Consider the following 21,028-nt stretch of genomic DNA (forward strand, 5'->3'; position numbering starts at 1 on the left):
GGTCGGTGGAGCCGTGATCGTCGGGATCGGCACCGACGTGGTCGACCTGGCGCGCTTCGAGGCCACCCTGACCCGCACGCCGTCGGTCCGCGAGCGGCTGTTCACCCCGGCCGAGGCGGCCCTCCCGCTCGCCTCCTTGGCGGCCCGCTTCGCCGCCAAGGAGGCGCTGAGCAAGGCCCTGGGCGCCCCCGCCGGCCTGGACTGGCACGACGCCGAGGTCGTCACCGACGGGTCCGGCGCACCCTCCTTCGCGCTGCGCGGCACCGTCGCCGCCGCCGTGGGCGGGGCGCGCCCCCACCTCTCCCTGTCCCACGACGCGGGAGTCGCCCTCGCCTTCGTCGTCCTGGAGTCGTAGCACGCCGGCCGGTCGAGGAGGTCGCGCCGACGTCCGGCTGGTCGAGGAGGTCGCGCAGCGACCGTCACGAGACCCGGTGGGTGCGCCCAGGGGTCTCGTGACAGGCGCCAGGGCGCCTTCCTCGACCACCCGGGACTGACCTCGACCACCCGGGGACCGGACCCGACCACCCGGGATGGACATCGGCTGGTCGAGGAGGTCGCGCAGCGACCGTCACGAGACCTGCGGAGACAGGTGGCGCCGGCCTCCCCGGTCCTCGATGTCAGGTCTCGGTCGTCCCGGGGTGTCCGTCACGACCGTGGTCTGTCAGTAGGTCGACCGGTGGCCCGCCCCGCGCCTCGTACTCGCTCCGGGTGCGGGTGCCTCGAGCGGAACGGGACGCCAGCTCCGGCAGCATGTCCAGCTCACCGCGGACGAGCGCGAGCCGCTTGGCCCGGCCCCACTTCCGGATCCGCTTCTCCAGGGCGAACGCCTCGGGGATGGTCTCGAGCTCGGCGTACCAGACCAGGGTGACCGGTCGCCGGCTCCGCGTGCGCACGGCACCCATCCCGGTCTGGTGCTGGTGGAGGCGCGCCATCAGGTCGGTGGTGCTGCCGACGTAGAACGAGCCGTCGCGGCACTCGAGCAGGTAGGTCCAGGCCATGCGCCGGATCCTGCGCGACGACCCTCTCAGGTGCCAGGGGTCGTCGCTGGGCTGTGGACGAGCGGGTGGTCGGGGTGGGCTGTGGGGTCACCGGGTCTCGTGACGGTCGCTGCGCGACCTCCTCGACCGGCCGGACCCACGACTGCCTAGGTTGGGGGGCATGAGGTGGGCGCATTCCGTGGAGCAGGTTCGCAGTGCCGAGCAGGACCTGATGGCGCGGCTGCCCGAGGGGGCGTTGATGCAGCGGGCGGCGGCGGGGTTGGCGACCGCGGTGGCCGAGCTGCTCGGGGCGATGTACGGCGCGCGGGTGCTGCTGCTGGTCGGGGGCGGGGACAACGGCGGCGACGCGCTGTACGCCGGAGCACGGCTCGTGCGTCGCGGGGCGGTCGTCGAGGCGGTGCTGCTCTCCGAGCACGCCCACACCGACGGGCTGGCCGCCTTCCGCGGCGCCGGGGGGCGGGTCGTCGACCGGGCGGACGCGCACCGGCCCGACGTGGTGGTGGACGGCATCGTCGGGATCGGCGGCCGGCCGGGGCTGCGGCCCGAGGCCGAGCAGGTGCTCGCCGGGCTGGCCGGGGTGCCGGTGGTGGCCGTCGACCTGCCCTCGGGCGTCGACGCCGACACCGGACGCCTCGACGGGCCCCACGTGCGGGCCGACCTGACGGTCACCTTCGGCACCCACAAGACCGCCCACCTCGTCGACCCCGCCGCGCTGGCGTGCGGGGTGGTGCACCTCGTCGACCTGGGGCTCGAGCTGCCCGCGCCGGGCGTCGAGGCGCTGCAGGCCGAGGACGTCGCGGCACTGCTGCCGCGGCCGGGGCCCTTCGACCACAAGTACACCCGCGGTGTCGTCGGGGTGCACGCCGGGTCGGCGGCCTACCCGGGCGCGGCGGTGCTGGCCACCTCGGCGGCGGTCTCGGGGCTGGCCGGGATGGTGCGCTACGCCGGCTCGGCGGCCGACGCGGTGCGCGCCCGCCACCCCGAGGTCGTGGTCTCGGACGGGCGGGTGCAGGCCTGGGTGGTGGGCTCGGGCGGCGACGCCGACGCCGAGCAGGCGCTGGCCGCGGCGCTCGCCGACGGGGTGCCCGTCGTGGTCGACGCCGACGCCCTGGTCCACCTCGAGCAGCACCCCGGTCGACGTCGGGGGCTGGTGCTGACCCCCCACGCCGGTGAGCTGGCGCGGATGCTCGACGCCGACCGCGCCGAGGTCGAGGCCGACCAGCTGGGATGGGCCCGGCGGGCCGCGGCGGCGTACGACGAGGTGGTGCTGCTCAAGGGACGCCACACCCTCGTCGCCCACCCCGACGGCCGGGTCCGCGTCACCACCAGCGGGGTGCCGTGGCTGGCGGTGGCGGGCGCGGGCGACGTGCTCGCCGGGCTGGTGGGGTCGCTGCTCGCCGCCGGCCTCGAGCCGTACGACGCCGCGTCGGTCGGCTCGTGGCTGCACGGCGCCGCCGCGGCGCTGGCCGCCGACGGGGGACCGCTGCAGGCCTCGGCCGTGGCCGACGCCATCCCGGCCACGGTGCGGCGGCTGCTCGCCTGAGCCGGCGCAGGTGGGAGGATGTCCGGGCCATGGACGCCTCCGACCCCACGCTGCGCCCGCGCCCGGACGCCGAGGTCGTGGTCGACCTGGAGGCCGTCCGGCACAACGTGCGCCGGCTGCGCGAGCTGGTCTGGGGGGACCGTCCGGCCGACGAGCGCGGCCAGGTGATGGTCGTGGTCAAGGCCGACGGCTACGGCCACGGCATGGTGCCGGTCGCCCGCGCCGCCCGGCAGGCCGGCGCGGAGTGGCTCGGCGCGGCCACCCCGGCGGAGGTGCTGGCACTGCGCGAGGCCGGCGACACCGGCCGGCTGCTGTGCTGGCTCGCTGCCCCCGGCCACGACTTCGCCCCGCTGGTCAGCGCCGACGTCGACGTCACGGCGTACTCCGTCGCGCAGCTCGACGAGGTGGTCCGCGGCGCCCGGGTAGCCGGCCGCCCGGCGCGGCTGCAGCTCAAGCTCGACACCGGCCTGTCCCGCGGGGGTGCCGCGCGCGACGACTGGCTCGCGCTGGTCACCGCCGCCCGGCACGCCCAGGACGACGGCGACGTGCGCGTGACGGGCGTCTGGTCGCACCTGGCCTGCGCCGACGAGCCCGACCACCCGGCCAACGCCGCGCAGCTCGCGGCCTTCGAGGACGGCCTCGCGCTCGTGGCCGACGCCGGGCTGGAGCCCGAGGTGCGCCACCTGGCCAACAGCGCGGGCGCGCTGTGGCACCCCGGTGCCCGGCACGACCTGGTGCGGCTCGGGATCGCGTCGTACGGCGTCAGCCCGGCGCCCGACGTCGCCACCAGCGACGAGCTGGGACTGGTGCCGGCGATGACCGTGCGCGGCCGGCTGGTGATGGTCAAGGAGCTGGCCGAGGGCGCCGGGGTGTCCTACGGCCACACCTGGACCGCGCCCGCGCCGACCCGCGTCGGGCTGGTGCCGATGGGCTACGGCGACGGCGTGCCGCGCCACGGGTCCTCGCGCGCCGAGCTGCTGGTGGCCGGTGCGCGCCGCCCCGTGCTCGGCCGGATCTGCATGGACCAGCTGGTGGTCGAGGCGATCGGTGCGGAGGCGGGCGACGAGGTGCTGCTGCTCGGTCCGGGGTCGGCCGGCGAGCCGACGGCGGCCGACTGGGCGGCGTGGTGCGACACCATCGGCTACGAGGTCGTGACGCGGATGGGCGGCCGTCAGGTCCGCTCCTGGGTGGGGGAGTACGAGCGGTGAGCAAGCGCAGGCTGGCCTACGCGACGGGCGGGATGGCGGTCGCGGCCGTCACCGCCCTGGCGAGCGGGTTCGTGGTCGAGAAGCGGGTCGTGGCGGCCCGGCGCGAGGGGGCCGCCGAGGCCGACCGGCTGGGGTCGCTGCACTCCCCGGCCCGCCCGGTCGAGGCCGACGACGGGGTGGTGCTGCACGGCGAGCTCGACGAGCCCGACGACGGCGCCGACACCGCTCCGGGCACGACGCTGCTGTTCGTCCACGGCTTCGCGCTCAACCTCGACTGCTGGCACTTCCAGCGCGACGCGCTGCGCGGCCGCTACCGGATGGCGTTCTACGACCAGCGCTCCCACGGCCGCTCCCAGCGGTCGGCGAAGGAGAACGTCAACATCGACCAGCTCGGCGACGACCTCGCCCGCGTGCTCGAGGAGCTGGTGCCCGACGGCGACGTGGTGCTGGTCGGCCACTCCATGGGCGGGATGTCGATCGTCGCCTTCGCGGAGCGTCACCCCGAGGTGTTCCGCGAGCGCGTCCGCGGCGTCGCGCTGATCGCCACCACCGCGGGCGGTCTGAAGCCCCACCGCACCATCAGCCGCTTCATCCCCGACGGCCTCGGCCAGCTGGTGGCCCCCCGGGTGGTGGCGGCGCTGGCGATGGCTCCCGAGCTGGTCGACTCGGCCCGGCGCGGCGGCTCCAACATCGGCTTCCTGGTCTCGGAGATGTTCGCCTTCGGTCACGACGTGCCGGCGGCCGAGGTGGAGTTCCTCGACGAGATGCTGGCCGGTACGCCGTTCGAGGTGCTGGCCGCCTTCTTCCCCAACTTCTCCACTCTCGACAAGTTCGCCAGCCTCGAGCTGTTCCGCACCGTGCCCACGGCGATCGTCTGCGGCACCAAGGACCGGCTCACCTCGATCGGGCACAGCCGCAAGATGGCCGCCCTGATCAGCAACGCGCGGCTGGTGGAGTCCGAGGGGTCGGGCCACATGGTCATCTTCGAGGACCGCGAGCGCGTCAACGCCACCCTCGTGGAGCTGGTCGAGGAGGCGGTCCGGTGACCCCGGCCGACGAGCCCGTCATCAGCATGGTCGACGGCAGCCGCGCCGCCGACGTGCTGGCCGTGATCCACGAGGCCTTCGGTGACCGGCCCCCGCTCGACCCGCCCGCCACCGCGCTCGACGAGACCGAGGAGTCGGTGCGCGCGGCGCTCGACGAGCACGGCGGCCTGCTGGTCGAGCACGACGGTCGGCCGGTGGGCTCGCTGCTGTTCGAGCTGCGCGGCCGGATGCTGGGGCTGCGCCGCGTCGGCGTCCTCGGCAGCGTCCGCGGTCTCGGCGTGGCCGCCCGGCTGACGGCCGAGGCGATGCGGATCGCCACCGAGCGGCACTTCGGCGGCATCGAGCTCGAGGCCCGGGTCGAGCTGCCGAGGACGGTCGCGATGTGGCGCCACTTCGGCTTCGTCGAGGCCGGGCGCAACGGCAACCGCCTCACCATGCTCAAGCTGCTTCCCGTGCGCCGCGTGCTGCCGACCGCCGAGGACACCCGCGCCTTCGGCGGCTGGCTGGCGACGCTGATGCGCGAGGGCGACATGGTCATCCTCACCGGCGACCTGGGGGCCGGCAAGACGACCCTGACCCAGGGCCTGGGGCAGGGCCTGGGCGTGCGCGGCGACGTCACCTCGCCGACCTTCGTGATCGCCCGGGTGCACCCCTCGCTCGGCGACGGACTGCCGCTGATCCACGTCGACGCCTACCGGCTCGGCGACACCGCCGAGCTCGACGACCTCGACCTCGACACCGACATCGAGGAGGCGGTCACCGTCGTGGAGTGGGGGGAGGGGCTCGCCGAGACGTTGGCCCACAGCCGGCTCGAGATCAGCCTTGAGCGCGGCGACGACGACGTCCGCTCGCTCACCCTGACGCCCGTCGGCCCGCGGTGGCGCGAGCTGGTCTTCTAGGCTCACGCCCGTGCTGCTCGCCTTCGACACCGCCACCTCCCGGGTCACCGTCGCCCTCCACGACGGCAGCTCCGTCGTCGCGTCGTACGCCGCGGACGAGGCGATGCGCCACGGCGAGATGCTGGCGCCGGGCATCGCCCGGGTGCTCGCCGACGTCGGCGCGACCGTCCGCGACCTCACCGCCGTCGCCGTCGGGGTCGGCCCCGGACCGTTCACCGGCCTGCGGGTCGGCCTGGTCACCGCCCGCACCCTCGGGCTGACGCGCGGGATCCCCGTCCACGGCGTCTGCACCCTCGACGTGCTGGCCGCCGCGGCGACGGACGCCGGCCTCGACGACTTCGCGGTCGCCACCGACGCCCGCCGCAAGGAGGTCTACCTCGCGACGTACGCCGGGGGCCGCCGCACGTCGGGACCGCTGGTCGTCAAGCCGCTGGACGCCGGCGTCACCGGCCCGGTCGTGGGCCGGGGTGCCGTGCTCTACCCCGAGGCCTTCCCCGACGCCCGCGGCCCCGAGCAGCCCGACGCGGAAGTGCTGGCCGAGGTGGTGCAGCAGCAGCGGTTCGAGCTGCTGGGTCCCGACCCGCTCTACCTGCGACGGCCCGACGCCGCCACGCCCGGCGTGCCCAAGCGGGTCAGCTGACCCGGAGCTCCTCGGGCCGGGCGCCGCGACGCTGCTGGAACAGCACCAGGGCCGCCACCACGACGGGCGAGACCAGGCCGACGTAGCCCGGCCACGCGTCGGCGGCGACCAGTGCGATGCCCGTCCACACCCCGACGTCGCCGACCCACGAGCGCCCCACGGCGACCGCGGCCTGGCCCAGAGCCCAGATCAGCAGGCCCGCCCAGCTCAGCGCGCCGAGCACGCCGACGGTGAACACGGTGATCTGCAGGGGGGAGGAGACCAGCCACAGGGCGGGGATCGCGACCGTCACCGGCACGCCCAGCAAGGGGGAGTGGTGCCCGGTGCCGGAGCGGAGCACGTGCAGCACCGACCACAGCAGCGCCATCACGCACGGCAGCCAGACCAGGGTCAGGATGCCGGGGGAGAGGAGCTCCTGGTCGGACCAGACGATGGGCAGGGAGCTGCCGTCACCGGCCTCGAGGGGGGCGTAGCTGCCGCTCCCGAGCTCGGAGTCGCTGGTCACCGCCACGACCCGGGGCTCGGGGCGCGACCACGGGGCGATCCACGCCAGCGACAGCACCGCGACCACGGCCATCGACGACGACCAGGTCAGCGCGGCGGCCGCGTCGGCGCTCCAGCCACGGCGCGGGGCCAGCGCCCGCACGACGAGCACCACGACGCCCACGGCGACCAGGCTGGTGAGCGCGACGAGCACCAGCGAGCCGGGGTCGAGGGCGAATCCGATGTCCGAGTCCACCCCGGGAGCCTAGGAGACGGGCTGCTTCCGGGGCGGGAGGGGGACGAACATCGAGGTGCGCTCGGCGTACTCCGGGTAGCCCTCGCGCTGCATCATCGTCTTCTCCAGCAGCTTGGCGCCGGTGGCGAAGACGAGGAAGTAGGTCATCACGGCCGGGGAGAGGACCGTGGCCAGCCCGACCAGGCCGCCGCCGAGGCCGACGAGCCAGATGCCCCACCACACGCAGGCGTCGCCGAAGTAGTTCGGGTGCCGGGTGTAGCGCCACAGGCCCTGGTCCATGACCTTCGGCCGCGACTCCTTCGGCTGCTTCTTGTACGCCGCCAGCTGGGCGTCGCCGACGGTCTCGAAGACCAGCCCGACGGCCCACACCACCACGCCGACGGCGACCACCCACCACCACCGGGTCTCGGTCACCGCGGCCACCTGCACGGGCAGCGAGACGAACCACATGGCGACCCCCTGGGTCAGGAACACCCGGGTGACGGCGTAGGAGAACGGCTTGCCGTCGAGCAGCTCGGCGTAGCGCGGGTCCTCCTCGCCGCTCTGCAGCAGGCGGGTCAGGGTGTGCCGGGCCAGGCGCAGGCCCCACACGCCGACCATCGCCAGCAGCAGCCAGCGCACCGGGGCGTCGCCGAGCGCGGCGCAGACGACGGCGACGAGCACGAACCCGGTGCCCCAGGCGGCGTCGACCACCACGACCTGTCGGCGCCGGCGGGCGACGAGGGCGGTCACGGTCATCAGGGCCGCGACCGCGAGGGCCGAGGCGAGGAGGACGGTCAGCACGTCAGGAGTGTCGCACCGCGGGCAGCGTGTGCGCGGCTCCGGGCCGCACCATGAGGATCTGGTCGACGCCCATGCGGCCGTCGCGGAAGGCCATCGCGCCGCCGACGAGGTAGAGCCGCCACACCCGGACGACCTCCTCGCTGGTCAGCTCGGTGAGCCGGTCGAGGTTGCGCTCGAAGTTCTCCAGCCAGCCCGCCACCGTCTTGACGTAGTGCTCGCGCATCGCGTGGACGTCGCGCACCTCGAGCCCCCCGCGCTCGAGGAACGCGACGGTCTCGCCGACCGGTCGCATCGTCATGTCGGGGGCGATGAAGGACTCGATGAAGGGACCGCCGCCGGGGTGGCCCTGACGCCCGCCCGCCCGCGACATCTGCTGGACCAGCACCCGGCCGCCGGGGCGCACGGCGTCGTGGAGCACCTGCGCGTAGGTGCCGTAGTTGCGCTCGCCGACGTGCTCGCCCATCTCCAGCGAGCCGACGGCGTCGAAGGGGCCGGCGCCACGGCCGTGGGCCTCGGGGACCTCGCGGTAGTCCTGGAGCCGGATCTCGACCCGGTCCTCCAGCCCGCGCTCGGCGATCCGGGCGTCGATGAACTTCTTCTGCTCCGCGGCGATGGTCACGCCGACCACCTGGGCGCCGAAGTGCTCGGCGGCGTGCAGCGACAGCGAGCCCCAGCCGCAGCCGACGTCGAGGAAGCGCATCCCGGGCTCGAGGCCGAGCTTGGTGCAGACGAGGTCGAGCTTGTCGCGCTGCGCGTCCTCCACGGTGTACGCCGGGTCGTCGCTGGTGTGGTAGCCGCAGGAGTAGGCCATCTGCGGCTCGAGGATCAGCGAGTAGAACTCGTTGGACAGGTCGTAGTGGTGGCTGATCGCGCGGCGGTCGCGCAGCTTGCTGTGCAGCCGGCCCTTGACCTGGGCCTGGGAGTCGGGGGTCCGCGGCGGGCGACCCACGGCGCCGACGTCCACGGCGGTGCGCAGCGCCCGGGCGAAGGCAGCGGGCGAGGGGCGCACGCCCGACAGCCCGCGCTCGGCGGCGACGGCCCAGACGTGGGTCAGCGCCTCGTCGAGGTCGTGGTGGACCTCGAGCTCGCCGGTGACGTAGGCCTGCGCGGCCCCGAGCTCGCCCGGGTGCCACAGCAGCCGGCGGATGGCGTCGGGGGAGCGCAGCTCGACGAGCGGCGCCTCGGCGGGGCCGGTCTCCGAGCCGTCCCAGGCGCGCAGCCGCACCGGCAGGTCGCCGCGGACGAAGGGACGCAGCGCCTCGGCCAGCCGCTGGGCCACCCCGGCGTCGGTCGGTCGGGCGTCGGTCGGTCGCTCCTGGGTCGCGGTCACGACGTGGTCCTCTCGAAGGTGAGCTGCTGGACGTCGAGGTAGCCCGAGGCGAAGCCCGCCCGGGAGTACTCGAGGTAGAAGTGCCACATCCGCTCGAAGGTGTCGTCGAACCCGAGCTGCGCGACGTCGTCGTGGGCGGCGGCGAAGGTCTCGTCCCACCGCTGCAGGGTGGCGGCGTAGTGGCGGCCGAAGGAGAGCCGGTCGCTGATCCGGAGCGAGGTGTCGGTCGTGACGACCTCGTCGATCGCCTGCACCGAGGGCAGGAAGCCGCCGGGGAAGATGTACTTGTTGATCCAGGTGTAGGTCTGGCGGGTGGCGAGCATCCGGTCGTGGGGCATCGTGATCGCCTGGACCCCGACCTTGCCGCCGGGGGCGAGCAGCCGGTCGATGGTCCGGAAGTACGTCGACCAGTACTCGTGGCCGACGGCCTCGATCATCTCCACGGACACGATCGCGTCGTACTGCCCCTCGACCTTGCGGTAGTCGCACAGCGCGATGTCGACCCGGTCGGAGAACCCCGCCTCGGCCACGCGGGCCTCGGCCAGCTCGAGCTGCTCGCTCGACAGGGTCACCGAGTGCACCGTGGCGCCGCGGCGGGCGGCTCGGATGGCCAGCTCGCCCCAGCCGGTGCCGATCTCGAGCACCCGGGTGCCCTCGCCGACGCCGGTCTGGTCGAGCAGCCGCTCGATCTTGCGCGCCTGCGCCTGCTCCAGCGGCTCGTCGGCGGCCTCGGGCGGCGCGGCGACGAGGTGGCGGCGGCCGTCGGCCACGACGCGGGTGACCGAGGTGTCGAACAGCGCCGAGGAGTAGCTCAGCGTCTGGTCGAGGAAGAGGCGGAACAGGTCGTTGGACAGGTCGTAGTGGTGCGCGATGTTGTCGCGGGTGTTGCTGGTGGTGTTGCGGTGCATCGACGGGGGCCGCTGCACGTAGACCTTGCGCAGCCGCTGCATCCAGCCCGGGACCAGGCGCGGCATCTCGGCCGCGAGCACGGTCAGGAAGCCCCCGAGGTCCTCCGCGTCCCACGCGCCGGTGAGGTAGGCCTCGCCGAAGCCGATCAGCCCGTCGCTCCCGACCCGCCGGTAGAACTCGGCCGGGCGGCGCACGGTCATGGTGGGTCCGCCGAGTCCGATCACGTCGCCGCCGTCGCGGACGGTGACGGGCAGGCGCCTGACGGCGGCGTGGAAGATCTTGCGCGCGATCGGCGCCGCGACGTCGGCGCGACGTCCCGAGGGGACGACGTCGAGGTCGGGCCAGGCCGAGCGGGTGCGGGAGGGGGTGGTGGTCATCGGGTGACCCCTTCCTGTCGTGGGTGCTCCGGGCGCGGTCGCACGCCCAGGCGTCGGGTCCACAGCCAGAGGCCGTGGACGTGGATGAGCACGGTGTGTCGCAGCGCGGCGGGGGCGGCCCGCAGCGTGCTGGGCGAGGTCTGCTCGCCGTCCAGCGAGGCGCTGAAGGTGGCGCCGTCGTCGGTGTGCAGGGTGACGGCGACGTGGAGCCGGTCGGTGGGGACGGGCACGGCCACGTCGTACCAGCCGTCGGTGCCGTGGAAGGGCGAGACGTACATCTGCTTCTCGGTGCGGGCCCGGCCCTGCGCGTCGGGGTGCACGAGGTAGGCGTGACGCTCGCCGTAGGTGTTGTGCACCTCGACCACGACCGCCGCCAGCGCGCCGTCGCGGCGGTGGCACCAGAAGACGCTGATCGGGTTGAAGCAGTGACCCAGGGCGCGGGCGTTGGCGGCCATCACGACCCGACCGCCGTCGGGCTCGACGCCCTGCAGCCGCAGGAAGTGCTCGACGTTGCCCTTGAGGGTGCCGTCGGGGTCGCCGAGGTGGTCGCGGGCCTCGAAGCTGCCCAGCACGCCGCCGGGACCGGCGGGCGCGGGCACGTGGTCGAGGTCGACCAGCCAGGTGGTCGAGCGGTGCTCGAAGCTGCGGCGGAACGGCCGGCGGCGGGTGTGCCGGATCGTCGTGGCGTACGCCGTGGGCTCGCGCGGCGGCGCAGCTGGCGGGGTCGAACCCGACTCGGTACCCCATTCCACGCCGAGCCTGCGTGCTGCCTCGACCCCGCTGCGGGCGCCGTCCTCGTGGAAGCCCCAGCCGTGGTAGGCCCCGGCCAGCACGACCCGGTCGCTGTCGCACTCGGGCAGCCGGCGCTGGGCGGCGACCGAGGCGGGGGTGTAGATCGGGTGCTCGTACTGCATCGTGTCCAGCACCAGGTCCTGGTCGACCAGGTCGGTGCCGCCCAGGGTGACGAGGTAGCGGGTGCCGTCGGCGGGCAAGGGCAGCCGCATCAGCCGGGTCATGTCGTAGGTGACGGTGACCGTGCGGTCCTCCGCCGAGGGGCGGCGCAGGTAGTTCCACGACGCCCGGGCGCGCGGCAGCCGCGGCAGCACGCTGGTGTCGGTGTGCAGCTGCGCGGTGTTGGGGGAGTACGGCATCGCGCCCAGCACCTCACGCTGCACCGGCGTCGGGTCGGCCAGCATGGCCAGGGCCTGGTGCGGGTGGGTGGCGAGCACGACCGCGTCGTACGCCTCGACGGCGCCGTTGCCGTCGGTGACCTCGACGCCGGTCGCCGTCTCCGACACGGCCGTCACCTTGGTGCCGGTGCGGACCTCGGCCAGCCCGGCGGCGACGCGGGTGACGTACTCCCGCGACCCCCCCGTGACGGTGCGCCAGGTGGGCGAGCCGAAGATGCCGAGCATGCCGTGGTGGCGCAGGAAGGAGAACAGGTAGCGGGCGGGGTACTCCAGCGCCACGGCCGGGTCGCAGGACCAGACGCAGGCGACCAGCGACTCCATGAAGTGGGTGCGGAACAGCGGCGTGAACCGTCCCCGGTCCAGGAAGGCACCGAGGGTCTCGCCGTCGTCGGCGACCGAGGTCGCCCCGTCGGTGTCGTCGAGCAGCCGGCGGGCCATCCGGTGGAAGCGGGGGACTTCCACGAGCATCCGCAGGTAGGCCGGTCGCAGCGCGTGGCGCCAGGTCGGGAACAGGCCCGAGGCGCCCAGCGCACCGGCGTACTCCAGGCCGCCCTGGCGGTCGACGCGCTCGTCGGAGCGCACCGACATCGACATCTCCGACTCCTGCGTCGCGACGCCGAGCTCGTCGAACAGGCGCAGCAGGTGGGGGTAGGTGCGGTGGTTGTGGACGATGAAGCCGGTGTCGACGCCGATGCGGCCGACGCGGGGGTCACCGGTCTCGACGTCGTGGGTGTCGGCGTGGCCGCCGAGGCGGCTGTCGGCCTCGTAGAGGGTGACCCGGGTGCCGCCGCGCGTCAGCACGTGGGCGGCCATCAGCCCGGCGACCCCGCTGCCGACGACGGCGACACGGTCGGGGGTAGGACGGCTCATGCAGTGCCCTCGAACTCCAGGTAGGCGATCGGGGCGCTCGTGGGGGCGGCGGACCCGCTCTCGGGCTCGACGGTGATGCCGACCGCGGTGGCGGCGCCGCCGTCGCCGGTGAGCACGAAGGTCTGGTCGCCCCCGTCGGTCATCAGCCCGGCGGGAGCCATCCGGCCGTCGATGCGCAGCCACATCTCGAAGGCCTTGCCCTCGGGCGGGGCGGCCATCCGCTTGGTCGAGAGCACCGCGCGGCCCTCGCTCACCGAGCGGGTGACGGTGGCGCTGGAGCCGTCGGGGAAGCGCTGGGTGACGGCCTCGGCGTCGGGAGCCGAGAGCACGCGGTCGGCGGCCGAGAGGTTGCGCGACGGGCTGGTGGGGTCGGGGTTCCAGGGCTGGGTCACCGCACCGACGCCGACGACGCCGAGGATCGCGGCGGCGACGGCCAGGTTGGCCAGGCGACGACGCCGGCTGCGGCCGATCGGGACCACGTTGCTCGCGGGGGTGGTGGCGGCGGTCGGCTCGAGGGCGGGCTCGGGCGCTGCCTCGGGGGGCAGCGGACGCACGGTCGCGATCGCACCGAGCACCGAGGCGCGCAGCGCGGCGGGGGGCTCCTCGGCGACGTCGTGGGCCAGCTCGGCCGCGGCGCGGCGCAGCTCGGCGACCTCGACCTGGCAGTCGCGGCAGCCGGGCAGGTGCGCCTCGAAGCCGGCGCGCTCGTCGTCGTCGAGGGCGTCGACGGCGTACGCGCCCGACAGCGCGTGGATCGACGTGGTCACTGTCCCACCCCCAGGTGGTCGCGGAGGCGGATCAGGCCGTCTCGGATTCGGGTCTTGGCGGTGCCCAACGGGAGGTCGAGCATCGTGGCGACCTCGCTGTGGGTGTAGCCCTTGAAGTAGGCCAGGTCCAGCGCCTCGCGCTGCGCCTGGGTGAGGCCCGCCAGTGCCTGGCGGACCCGGTGCGCCTCGAGCGACGCGGTGGCCGCCTCGGCGGTCGAGTCGTGCTCGGTGGCGTGGTTCTCGTGGTGGTAGGTCGTGTCGCGGCGGGTGCTGGCCTCGGCCGAGCGGACCCGGTCGACGGCCTTGCGGTGCACGACGGTGAGCATCCACGACACGGCGTGGCCCTGGGACTCGTCGAACCGTCCCGAGCTGCGCCAGATGTCGAGGAACGCCTCCTGCGTGACCTCCTCGGCCTGGGCCGGGTCGCGCACGACGCGCTTGGCGAGTCCGAAGACCCGCGCGGCCATCGCGTCGTACAGCGTCGCGAAGGCCTGCTCGTCGCCGCGGCCGCAGCGCCGCAGCAGCTCGGCCAGGTCGGGAGGGCCCGTCTGGTCGGCCGCGGTCGACCTGCTCACGACAGCGGCGACCCCCGCCCCCTCGGAGGAGGGGACGGAGGTCGGGAACCCGCTGTCATCCACAGGTCAACTTTCGCAGACGTCGGTGCTCGGTGTCCGTCGACTGCTCAGGCAGCCGGGGGCATGAGCACGCCGTCGATGATGTAGACGGTCGCGTTGGCGGTCTGCACGTTGCCGCAGATCACGTTGGCGCCGCTCTCACCGACGGTGAACTCCTCGCCGGAGCCCTCCACGGTGACCTCGCCACCCTGGAGCGTCTTGTGGGTGCCCGCGAGGTCCTCGGGGGCCAGCTTGCCGGGCACCACGTGGTACTGCAGCACCTTGGTCAGCGTGGCCGTGTCGGCCAGCAGCGCGTTGAGGTCCTTCTTCGGGACCGCGGCGAACGCGTCGTTGGCCGGGGCGAAGACGGTGATGTCCTGCGCCGAGTTGAGCGTGTCGACCAGGTCGGCCGCGGTGACGGCCTGCACCAGGGTGCTCAGGACCGGGTTGTTGCTGGCGGCGGTGGCCACCGGCGACTCGGACATGCCCTGGAAGGAGCCGGGGCCGTCGGCGGGGACGGCCGAGCAGGCGGAGCCGAACTCGCCCGAGGCGGCAGCGGACTCGCTGGGGCTCGAGGACTCGCTCGGGCTGGAGGACGACGACGAGCTGGAGGACGACGAGCCGGAGCCCTCGTCGGAGGAGCCACAGGCAGCCATGCCGAACGAGACGGTGAGGGCCATGGCGGCGAGGCCGGTGCGGCGGAGCTTGGTGTTCATCATGGTCGGGCCTTTCGGTCGGTGTGTGACGTGATGCAGTTCGGAGCGGTGGTGCTCCTGGATGGGAGAGAAAGAAGAAATTTCTACGAGACCGTGACGACGACGGTCTGGATGCCCGTCGAGCCGGCCGGGAACGGGGTCGCTCGGTCGGCCGTCTGCACCTCGCCACGGGCGTCGGTGGCGCGCACCGCGAGCGTGTAGGTGCCGGGCGTGGCGTCCCAGGGCAGGAACCACTGGCGCCAGTAGACCGAGCCGGCGTCGGGGCCGAGCTCGGCCTCCTGCCACGGGTTGTCGCCGCCCTCGCCGTCGTCGATGCGGACCTCGACCTTGGCCACGCCGTCGGGCTGCGCCCAGGCGACACCGCCGATCACGGTGCTGCCGGCGTCGATGTTGTTCAGCGCCTTGGGGGTGTCGATGCGGCTGGACAGGCGGATCGGTGCGTCGGTGGCCCACTTGCGCTCGGTCCAGTAGGCCTCCTGCTCGGCGTACGTCGTCAGGGTGAGGCGCTCGAGCCACTTGGTCGAGCCGACGTAGCCGTAGATGCCCGGGGTCAGCAGCCGCACCGGGAAGCCGTGCTCGCGCGGGAGCGGCTCGCCGTTCATGCCGAACACGACCAGGGAGTCGCGGCCGTCCAGGGCCACGTCGAGCGGGGTGGAGATGGTGAACCCGTCGACCGCGGTGGAGAGGATCTGGTCGGCCTTCGTGCCGTCGATGCCGGCGCGGTCGAGCACCTCGCGCAGCGGTACGCCGAGCCAGCGGGCCGAGCCGAGCAGGTTGCCGCCGACCTCGTTGCTGACACAGGTCATGGTGATGTCCTTCTCCACGACCTCCATCTGCGTGAGCTCGTCGAAGGTCAGCGTGACCTCGCGCTCGACGTCGCCGTCGATGGTCAGGGTCCAGCCCTCGACGTCCACGGCGGGCACCGTGAGGTTGGTGTCGACGCGGTAGAAGCTCGCGTTGGGGGTGACGAACGGCGTGATCGCGTCGTAGGTCACCTCGAGGCCGTCGGCCAGCGGGGGCAGCGGCCGGCGCGCGGCGGGCAGCGCGATGTCGGTGATCCGCTCCTTGGCCCGGATCAGCAGCTGACCGGTGCCGCCGACGACGGCCGCGAGCACGGCGGTCGCGCCCGCGCCGACGAGGAACCCGCGGCGGCTGGCGCCCCGGCCCGGCTCGGAGTCGATGCGGGCCCCGCGGGTGCCGGTGCCGCCGCTCGCGCGGGTGAGGAACGCCAGCACGGCCAGGCCGACGACCGCGGTGGCGACCGCCGGGAGGGCGTCGAGGGGGCCTGCGGCCGGCTGCACCAGCGCGGCCAGCCCTGCCAGGGCGACCAGCACCATCAGCATCGCGACGCCCAGCCCGAAGCGGCGCCGGGCCACCAGGCCCGCCACGCCGGCGAACAGCAGCGCCACGACGAGGACGCTGCCGATCAGCACCGGCTTGTCGGCGCTGCCGAGCTCGCGCACCGCCCAGACCTTGACCGGCGTGGGCGTCAGGTTGATCACCGCCGTCCCGACGGCGAGCACGGGCGAGGACGCCGGGTTGGTCAGCGCCGCGACGAGGTGGCCGGCGGCGGTGCCGCCGAGGGCGGCCAGCAGGCCGGCGACGAACGAGGACAGCGCGGGGCGGGGACGTGGCATGCCGGTGGTTCGGCGCGGTGCGGCGACCGGATGGGGTGGCCGGACGGGGTGGCCGGCCCGACCGGCCCGGACCCGCGCGACCATGGTGCGGTGCCGACGACCTCCTCGCCCGTGACCGTGCGCCCGGGCCGCGACGCCGACCTGGACGCCGTCGTCGACCTCGAGCGGGTCTGCCTGGGCCGGGACGCCTGGGGCGAGGCGCTGGTCGCGCCCGGCCTGGCGGGCGACCTGCCCACCGTGTCGTACGCCGTGGCGGTGGCCGCCGACGACGTCGTGGGCCACGCCGTGCTGTCGGCCGTCGGCGACGTGGCCGAGCTGCAGCGCATCGGGGTGGCGCCGGCCTGGCGGCGGCGCGGGGTGGCCGGGCTGCTGCTGGCCGCCGTCGTGGAGCACGCGGGGGCCGCGGGGGCCGACCGGTTGCTGCTGGAGGTGCGCGAGGACAACGGGCCGGCACTGGCGTTCTACGCCCGCCACGGGTTCGAGGAGCTGGCCCGCCGCCGGCGCTACTACGCCGACGGAGCGACGGCCGTGGTGATGCAGCGGGGGCTCGGCGGGGCTGGGAGGATGGCCCCGTGAACGACTCCTCGGCGCCCCTGGTGCTCGGCATCGAGACCTCCTGCGACGAGACCGGCGTCGGCATCGTCCGCGGCCACACCCTGCTCGCCGACGCCGTCGCGTCCTCGGTCGAGGAGCACGCCCGGTTCGGCGGCGTCGTCCCCGAGGTGGCCTCGCGGGCGCACCTGGAGGCGATGGTGCCGACCCTGGAGCGCGCCTGCGAGACCGCCGGCATCGCGCTCTCGGACGTCGACGCCGTGGCGGTCACCTCGGGCCCGGGCCTCGCGGGCGCGCTGCTCGTCGGGGTCGCCGCGGCCAAGGCGCTGGCGCTGGGCCTGGAGAAGCCGCTGTACGGCGTGAACCACCTCGCCGCCCACGTCGCCGTCGACCAGCTCGAGCACGGCCCGCTGCCCGATCCCTGCCTGGCGATGCTCGTCTCCGGCGGCCACTCCTCGCTGCTGCGGGTCGACGACGTCACCTCCTCGGTCACCCCGCTCGGCGCGACCATCGACGACGCGGCGGGGGAGGCCTTCGACAAGGTCGCCCGGCTGCTGGGCCTGCCGTTCCCCGGCGGCCCCCACATCGACCGCGCCGCCCGCTCGGGCTCCTCGGTGGCCATCGACTTCCCCCGAGGCCTGTCCTCGCGGCGCGACCTCGAGCGGCACCGCTTCGACTTCTCCTTCTCCGGCCTCAAGACCGCCGTCGCCCGCTGGGTGCAGGCCCGCGAGGCCGCCGGGGAGCCGGTCCCGGTCGCCGACGTCGCCGCGTCCTTCCAGGAGGCCGTCTGCGACGTGCTCACCCGCAAGGCCGTCGACGCCGCCGTCTCCGCGGGCATCGAGGACATCCTCGTCGGCGGCGGCGTGGCCGCGAACTCCCGCCTGCGCGTCCTGACCGAGGAGCGCGCCGCCCGCCACGGCATCCGCGTCCGCGTCCCCCGCCCCGGCCTGTGCACCGACAACGGCGCCATGGTCGCCGCCCTCGGCGCGGAGATGGTCGCCCGCGGCCGCACCCCCTCCTCCCTCGACCTCCCCGCCGACTCGAGCCTCCCGGTGACCGAGGTGCTCGCCGGGTAGGTGGGGGTGGCGGCCGAGGTCGGCGACCGATGGTCCGGCGTACGGCGGTCCGGTTTCCCAGGTGATGAACCCGAACTGCCTCTGTGCACACGTCGCGTCGTGTGTGAGGAGGAGCCTTGGGTTCATCACCTGGGAAACTGGCCCCCGGAGGCGTACGCCGCCCGCGACCCCGCCGCCCACCCTCGCCGTCCCGACCGGTCGTCGGCTTGGATGGGACCCGCCCCACCAGCCCACCCTCCCCAGGAGCCCCCATGCAGCAGGTCAAGGCCGTCATCGCCCGGAGCAAGGGAGCGCCGGTCGAGCTCGTCACCATCAACGTGCCGGACCCCGGGCCGGGGGAGGCGCTGGTGCAGGTGCAGGCGTGCGGGGTGTGCCACACCGACCTGCACTACCGCGAGGGCGGCATCAACGACGAGTTCCCGTTCCTGCTGGGCCACGAGGCCGCGGGCGTGGTCGAGGCCGTCGGCGAGGGCGTGTCCGAGGTGGCGCCCGGCGACTTCGTGGTCCTCAACTGGCGCGCGGTGTGCGGCGAGTGCCGCGCCTGCAAGCGCGGCGAGCCGCAGTACTGCTTCGCCACCCACAACGCCACCCAGAAGATGACCCTCGAGGACGGCACCGAGCTGTCCCCGGCCCTGGGCATCGGCGCGTTCGCCGAGAAGACCCTGGTCGCGGCGGGCCAGTGCACCAAGGTCGACCCCGAGGCCCGACCGGCGGCCGTCGGCCTGCTCGGCTGCGGCGTGATGGCCGGCATCGGCGCCGCCATCAACACCGGCAACGTCGGCCGCGGCATGTCCGTGGCCGTGATCGGCTGCGGCGGCGTGGGCGCGGCGGCCGTCGCGGGCGCGGCGCTCGCCGGCGCGGCGAAGATCATCGCCGTCGACCTCGACGACAAGAAGCTCGACGGCGCGAGGAAGCTCGGCGCCACGCACACCGTCAACAGCAAGGAGCAGGACGCCGTCGAGGCGATCCAGGGCCTGACCGACGGCAACGGCGCCGACGTCGTCATCGACGCGGTCGGGCGCCCCGAGACCTGGAAGCAGGCGTTCTACGCCCGCGACCTCGCCGGCACCGTCGTGCTGGTCGGCGTGCCCACGCCCGACATGACGATCCCGGAGATCCCGCTCATCGACGTCTTCGGACGCGGCGGGTCGCTGAAGTCGAGCTGGTACGGCGACTGCCTGCCCAGCCGCGACTTCCCGATGCTGGTCGACCTCTACCGCCAGGGCCGCCTCGACCTCGACGCGTTCGTGACCGAGGAGATCGGCATCGGCGACGTCGAGGCCGCCTTCGAGAAGATGCACCACGGGGACGTGCTCCGATCCGTCGTCCTGCTCTGACGCCCCCGTCCTCGCGGCTGCGGCTCCTCGTGGGGGCCGTGGCGCTGTCGCTGTGCCTGACCGGGTGCAGCGGCGGTGGCGACGACGACGGCGACCGGGGCGAGCGTGCCCCCGGCGCCGGGGCGTCGCCGGCCAAGCCGCCCGAGCCCAGCTTCGGCGAGCAGGCCGTACGCCGGATGACGCTGCGCCAGCAGGCGGGCCAGGTGATCGTCGCCTCGTGGGAGGGGACCGGCTCGCCCGCCCCGCTCGTACGCCGCCTCCACCTCGGCGGCGTGATCGCGTTCAGCGACAACGTGGAGTCCACCGACCAGATCCGGCGCGTCAACCGTGACGTCCGCCGGGTCGTCGCCCGGCGGGGCTGGCCGGCCTTCGTCGGGGTCGACCAGGAGGGCGGGCTCGTCGACCGCGTCGGGGCGCCGAGCACCGGCTTCCCGGCCTTCATGGCCGCCGGGGCCGCCGCCGACCCGCGGCTGACCGAGCAGGCCGCCCGGGCCAGCGCCGCCGAGATGCGCGGACTGGGCTTCGACGTCGTCTTCGCCCCCGTCGCCGACGTGACGGTCGGTGACGGCGACGCGGCGATCGGGTCCCGGTCGGCCGGCGGCGACCCGCAGCAGGTGGCGCGCCAGGTCGTCGCCGCCACCGAGGGCATCGCCGCGGCGGGCGTGCTGCCCGTCGTCAAGCACTTCCCGGGCCACGGGTCCCTCGGGGCCGACAGCCACGCCGAGCTGCCGGTGCAGCGTCGGCCGCTGCGGGCGCTGGAGCGCCGCGACCTGGTGCCGTTCGAGCCCGCGATCGTCGCCGGCCAGGACGGTCCCGTGGGCGCCCCGGCCGTGCTGACCGGCCACATCGCCGTCCGGGCCGTCGACCGGGGCGTCCCCGCCAGCATCTCCCGCAAGGTCACCACCGGGCTGCTCCGCCGTGACCTCGGCTTCGAGGGCCTCGTCGTCACCGACGCGCTCGACATGCAGGGCGTGCAGCGCCTGGCCCCCGGCGCGCAGGCCGCCGTCCGCGCGCTCCGCGCCGGGGCCGACGTGCTCCTGATGCCGCCCGACCCGGCCGCCGCCCGCGACGCCATCGTGCGGGCGGTGCGGCAGGGCGACCTCCCGCGCACCCGCCTGGCCCAGGCCGCCGCTCGGATGGTGGACACCCTGCACGGGCTCGGTCGGGGTGCCGCCGCGGCGCCGGGCAGTGGGGGTCGCGCCGCGGACGCGCTGGCACGCCGGTCGGTCACCTCGGTGGCCGGACCCTGCGAGGGCCGGCTGCTCGCCGACCGGGTCCGTGTCGTCGGCGCCCCCGACGACGTGGCCGAGTTCGACGCGCTCGTCCAGGCCCGGGGGGTCACGGTGGCCCGCGACTACACCAAGCGGGTGCGGGCGGGCTCCAGGTCGGTCGTGGTCGGCACCAAGACCGTGGTGAGCAAGGTCCGCAAGCGGGTCAGGGTCAAGGGCAAGGTCCGGGTCAAGGTGGTCGAGGTGCGCACGAAGGTGCCGGTGCGCGAGCGCAGGCCGGTCTACAAGGACGTGCTGGTGATCGCCGACGCCCCGACGGTGGCGCTGGTCGGCAGCGGCGGCGGCACGCCCGGGTCGGCCGACGTGACCGTGGCGCTGGACCGGCCGGGCGTCCTGGGCCGGGTCTCCTCGCGGGTCGAGCTGGCGGCGTACTCCGACCAGCCGGCCTCGCTCCGCGCCGTCGTCGACGTGCTGCTCGGGGAGCGGGGCGCGCCGGGACGGCTTCCCCTCGAGGTCCCCGGGGCCGAGCGCCGCGGCTGCTGACCCCGTCGCGACGGGGCGCCGCTAG

At 74.7% G+C, this 21,028-nt stretch carries 20 protein-coding genes; 10 read left to right on the top strand and 10 right to left on the bottom strand.

Translation table 11 applies throughout. The annotated features are described in order from the left end of the window. Window positions 1–13: 13 nt before the first annotated feature. Entirely contained in the window at window positions 14–355 is a 342-nt protein-coding gene (locus ASG49_RS02080) for a holo-ACP synthase (protein WP_056536460.1), read from the top strand. A gap of 262 nt (window positions 356–617) precedes the next feature. On the opposite strand, the gene ASG49_RS02085 is transcribed toward ASG49_RS02080, so the two are convergent. After that, a complete protein-coding gene (locus ASG49_RS02085) occupies window positions 618–998 on the bottom strand; it encodes a GIY-YIG nuclease family protein (RefSeq protein ID WP_082533712.1) in 381 nt (126 codons plus the stop codon). Between the two features lie 160 nt (window positions 999–1,158). Here ASG49_RS02085 and ASG49_RS02090 point away from each other — a divergent pair, with 160 nt between their 5' ends. Genes ASG49_RS02090 through tsaB form a run of 5 tightly spaced genes read left to right on the top strand, consistent with a single transcriptional unit; the run spans window position 1,159 to window position 6,334 of the window. Continuing rightward, the gene (locus tag ASG49_RS02090) at window positions 1,159–2,541 is read left to right on the top strand and encodes an NAD(P)H-hydrate dehydratase (RefSeq protein ID WP_056536463.1); all 1,383 of its coding nucleotides are present in this window, start codon (window positions 1,159–1,161) and stop codon (window positions 2,539–2,541) included. Between the two features lie 29 nt (window positions 2,542–2,570). Then, window positions 2,571–3,749, top strand: coding sequence for an alanine racemase (alr, locus tag ASG49_RS02095; RefSeq protein WP_056536466.1), 1,179 nt, complete (start codon window positions 2,571–2,573; stop codon window positions 3,747–3,749). Then, complete coding sequence (locus ASG49_RS02100) at window positions 3,746–4,795, top strand: alpha/beta fold hydrolase (RefSeq protein WP_235561859.1); 1,050 nt, start codon at window positions 3,746–3,748, stop codon at window positions 4,793–4,795. The genes alr and ASG49_RS02100 overlap by 4 nt, the downstream gene beginning before the upstream one ends. Next, entirely contained in the window at window positions 4,792–5,694 is a 903-nt protein-coding gene (gene tsaE, locus ASG49_RS18115; protein WP_235561860.1) for a tRNA (adenosine(37)-N6)-threonylcarbamoyltransferase complex ATPase subunit type 1 TsaE, read from the top strand. The genes ASG49_RS02100 and tsaE overlap by 4 nt, the downstream gene beginning before the upstream one ends. Before the next feature lie 10 nt (window positions 5,695–5,704). After that, on the top strand, window positions 5,705–6,334 hold the full coding sequence (gene tsaB / locus ASG49_RS02110) for a tRNA (adenosine(37)-N6)-threonylcarbamoyltransferase complex dimerization subunit type 1 TsaB (protein ID WP_056536468.1): 630 nt from the start codon (window positions 5,705–5,707) through the stop codon (window positions 6,332–6,334). On the opposite strand, the gene ASG49_RS02115 is transcribed toward tsaB, so the two are convergent. The 9 genes from ASG49_RS02115 to ASG49_RS02155 form a co-directional block, all read right to left on the bottom strand. After that, the gene (locus tag ASG49_RS02115) at window positions 6,327–7,073 is read right to left on the bottom strand and encodes a hypothetical protein (protein WP_056536471.1); all 747 of its coding nucleotides are present in this window, start codon (window positions 7,071–7,073) and stop codon (window positions 6,327–6,329) included. The two genes, tsaB and ASG49_RS02115, sit on opposite strands and share 8 nt — an antisense overlap. A 9-nt stretch (window positions 7,074–7,082) precedes the next feature. After that, window positions 7,083–7,856, bottom strand: coding sequence for a DUF1295 domain-containing protein (locus tag ASG49_RS02120; protein WP_235561861.1), 774 nt, complete (start codon window positions 7,854–7,856; stop codon window positions 7,083–7,085). Between the two features lies 1 nt (window position 7,857). Further along, window positions 7,858–9,186, bottom strand: coding sequence for a cyclopropane-fatty-acyl-phospholipid synthase family protein (locus tag ASG49_RS02125; RefSeq protein WP_200936179.1), 1,329 nt, complete (start codon window positions 9,184–9,186; stop codon window positions 7,858–7,860). Next, window positions 9,183–10,472, bottom strand: coding sequence for a cyclopropane-fatty-acyl-phospholipid synthase family protein (locus ASG49_RS02130; RefSeq protein ID WP_056536474.1), 1,290 nt, complete (start codon window positions 10,470–10,472; stop codon window positions 9,183–9,185). The genes ASG49_RS02125 and ASG49_RS02130 overlap by 4 nt, the downstream gene beginning before the upstream one ends. Beyond that, window positions 10,469–12,532, bottom strand: a complete 2,064-nt coding sequence (locus tag ASG49_RS02135) for an FAD-dependent oxidoreductase (RefSeq protein ID WP_056536482.1) — start codon at window positions 12,530–12,532, stop codon at window positions 10,469–10,471. Before ASG49_RS02135 ends, ASG49_RS02130 begins: the two co-directional genes overlap by 4 nt. Continuing rightward, window positions 12,529–13,299, bottom strand: a complete 771-nt coding sequence (locus ASG49_RS02140) for an anti-sigma factor domain-containing protein (RefSeq protein ID WP_056536485.1) — start codon at window positions 13,297–13,299, stop codon at window positions 12,529–12,531. Before ASG49_RS02140 ends, ASG49_RS02135 begins: the two co-directional genes overlap by 4 nt. Beyond that, on the bottom strand, window positions 13,296–13,874 hold the full coding sequence (gene sigK, locus ASG49_RS02145) for an ECF RNA polymerase sigma factor SigK (RefSeq protein ID WP_056536488.1): 579 nt from the start codon (window positions 13,872–13,874) through the stop codon (window positions 13,296–13,298). The genes ASG49_RS02140 and sigK overlap by 4 nt, the downstream gene beginning before the upstream one ends. A gap of 107 nt (window positions 13,875–13,981) precedes the next feature. Next, on the bottom strand, window positions 13,982–14,629 hold the full coding sequence (locus ASG49_RS02150) for a fasciclin domain-containing protein (RefSeq protein WP_056536491.1): 648 nt from the start codon (window positions 14,627–14,629) through the stop codon (window positions 13,982–13,984). 83 nt (window positions 14,630–14,712) lie between these two features. Further along, a complete protein-coding gene (locus tag ASG49_RS02155; RefSeq protein ID WP_056536494.1) occupies window positions 14,713–16,266 on the bottom strand; it encodes a molybdopterin-dependent oxidoreductase in 1,554 nt (517 codons plus the stop codon). 90 nt (window positions 16,267–16,356) lie between these two features. Between ASG49_RS02155 and ASG49_RS02160 the strand changes: the two genes are divergently transcribed. The 4 genes from ASG49_RS02160 to ASG49_RS02175 all read left to right on the top strand — a co-directional run bounded on the left by ASG49_RS02160 (window position 16,357) and on the right by ASG49_RS02175 (window position 21,003). Then, window positions 16,357–16,842, top strand: coding sequence for an N-acetyltransferase (locus ASG49_RS02160; protein ID WP_235561862.1), 486 nt, complete (start codon window positions 16,357–16,359; stop codon window positions 16,840–16,842). Then, window positions 16,839–17,894: a tRNA (adenosine(37)-N6)-threonylcarbamoyltransferase complex transferase subunit TsaD gene (tsaD, locus tag ASG49_RS02165; protein WP_056536503.1), complete on the top strand. Its 1,056-nt coding sequence runs from the start codon at window positions 16,839–16,841 to the stop codon at window positions 17,892–17,894. Before ASG49_RS02160 ends, tsaD begins: the two co-directional genes overlap by 4 nt. Window positions 17,895–18,145: 251 nt before the next feature. Beyond that, window positions 18,146–19,231, top strand: a complete 1,086-nt coding sequence (locus tag ASG49_RS02170) for an S-(hydroxymethyl)mycothiol dehydrogenase (RefSeq protein WP_056536506.1) — start codon at window positions 18,146–18,148, stop codon at window positions 19,229–19,231. A 38-nt stretch (window positions 19,232–19,269) separates the two neighbouring features. Further along, window positions 19,270–21,003: a glycoside hydrolase family 3 protein gene (locus tag ASG49_RS02175; RefSeq protein ID WP_056536510.1), complete on the top strand. Its 1,734-nt coding sequence runs from the start codon at window positions 19,270–19,272 to the stop codon at window positions 21,001–21,003. Window positions 21,004–21,028: the final 25 nt, after the last annotated feature.

Source organism: Marmoricola sp. Leaf446 (genome assembly GCF_001424755.1).
In the GTDB taxonomy this organism is placed as follows: Bacteria; Actinomycetota; Actinomycetes; order Propionibacteriales; family Nocardioidaceae; genus Marmoricola.

Coding starts and splice junctions, on each gene's coding strand:
- ASG49_RS02085 (WP_082533712.1), bottom strand. CDS start 998: ATGGCCTGGACCTACCTGCTCGAGTGCCGCGACGGCTCGTTCTACGTC.
- ASG49_RS02090 (WP_056536463.1), top strand. CDS start 1,159: ATGAGGTGGGCGCATTCCGTGGAGCAGGTTCGCAGTGCCGAGCAGGAC.
- alr (WP_056536466.1), top strand. CDS start 2,571: ATGGACGCCTCCGACCCCACGCTGCGCCCGCGCCCGGACGCCGAGGTC.
- ASG49_RS02130 (WP_056536474.1), bottom strand. CDS start 10,472: ATGACCACCACCCCCTCCCGCACCCGCTCGGCCTGGCCCGACCTCGAC.
- ASG49_RS02135 (WP_056536482.1), bottom strand. CDS start 12,532: ATGAGCCGTCCTACCCCCGACCGTGTCGCCGTCGTCGGCAGCGGGGTC.
- ASG49_RS02150 (WP_056536491.1), bottom strand. CDS start 14,629: ATGAACACCAAGCTCCGCCGCACCGGCCTCGCCGCCATGGCCCTCACC.
- ASG49_RS02155 (WP_056536494.1), bottom strand. CDS start 16,266: ATGCCACGTCCCCGCCCCGCGCTGTCCTCGTTCGTCGCCGGCCTGCTG.
- ASG49_RS02170 (WP_056536506.1), top strand. CDS start 18,146: ATGCAGCAGGTCAAGGCCGTCATCGCCCGGAGCAAGGGAGCGCCGGTC.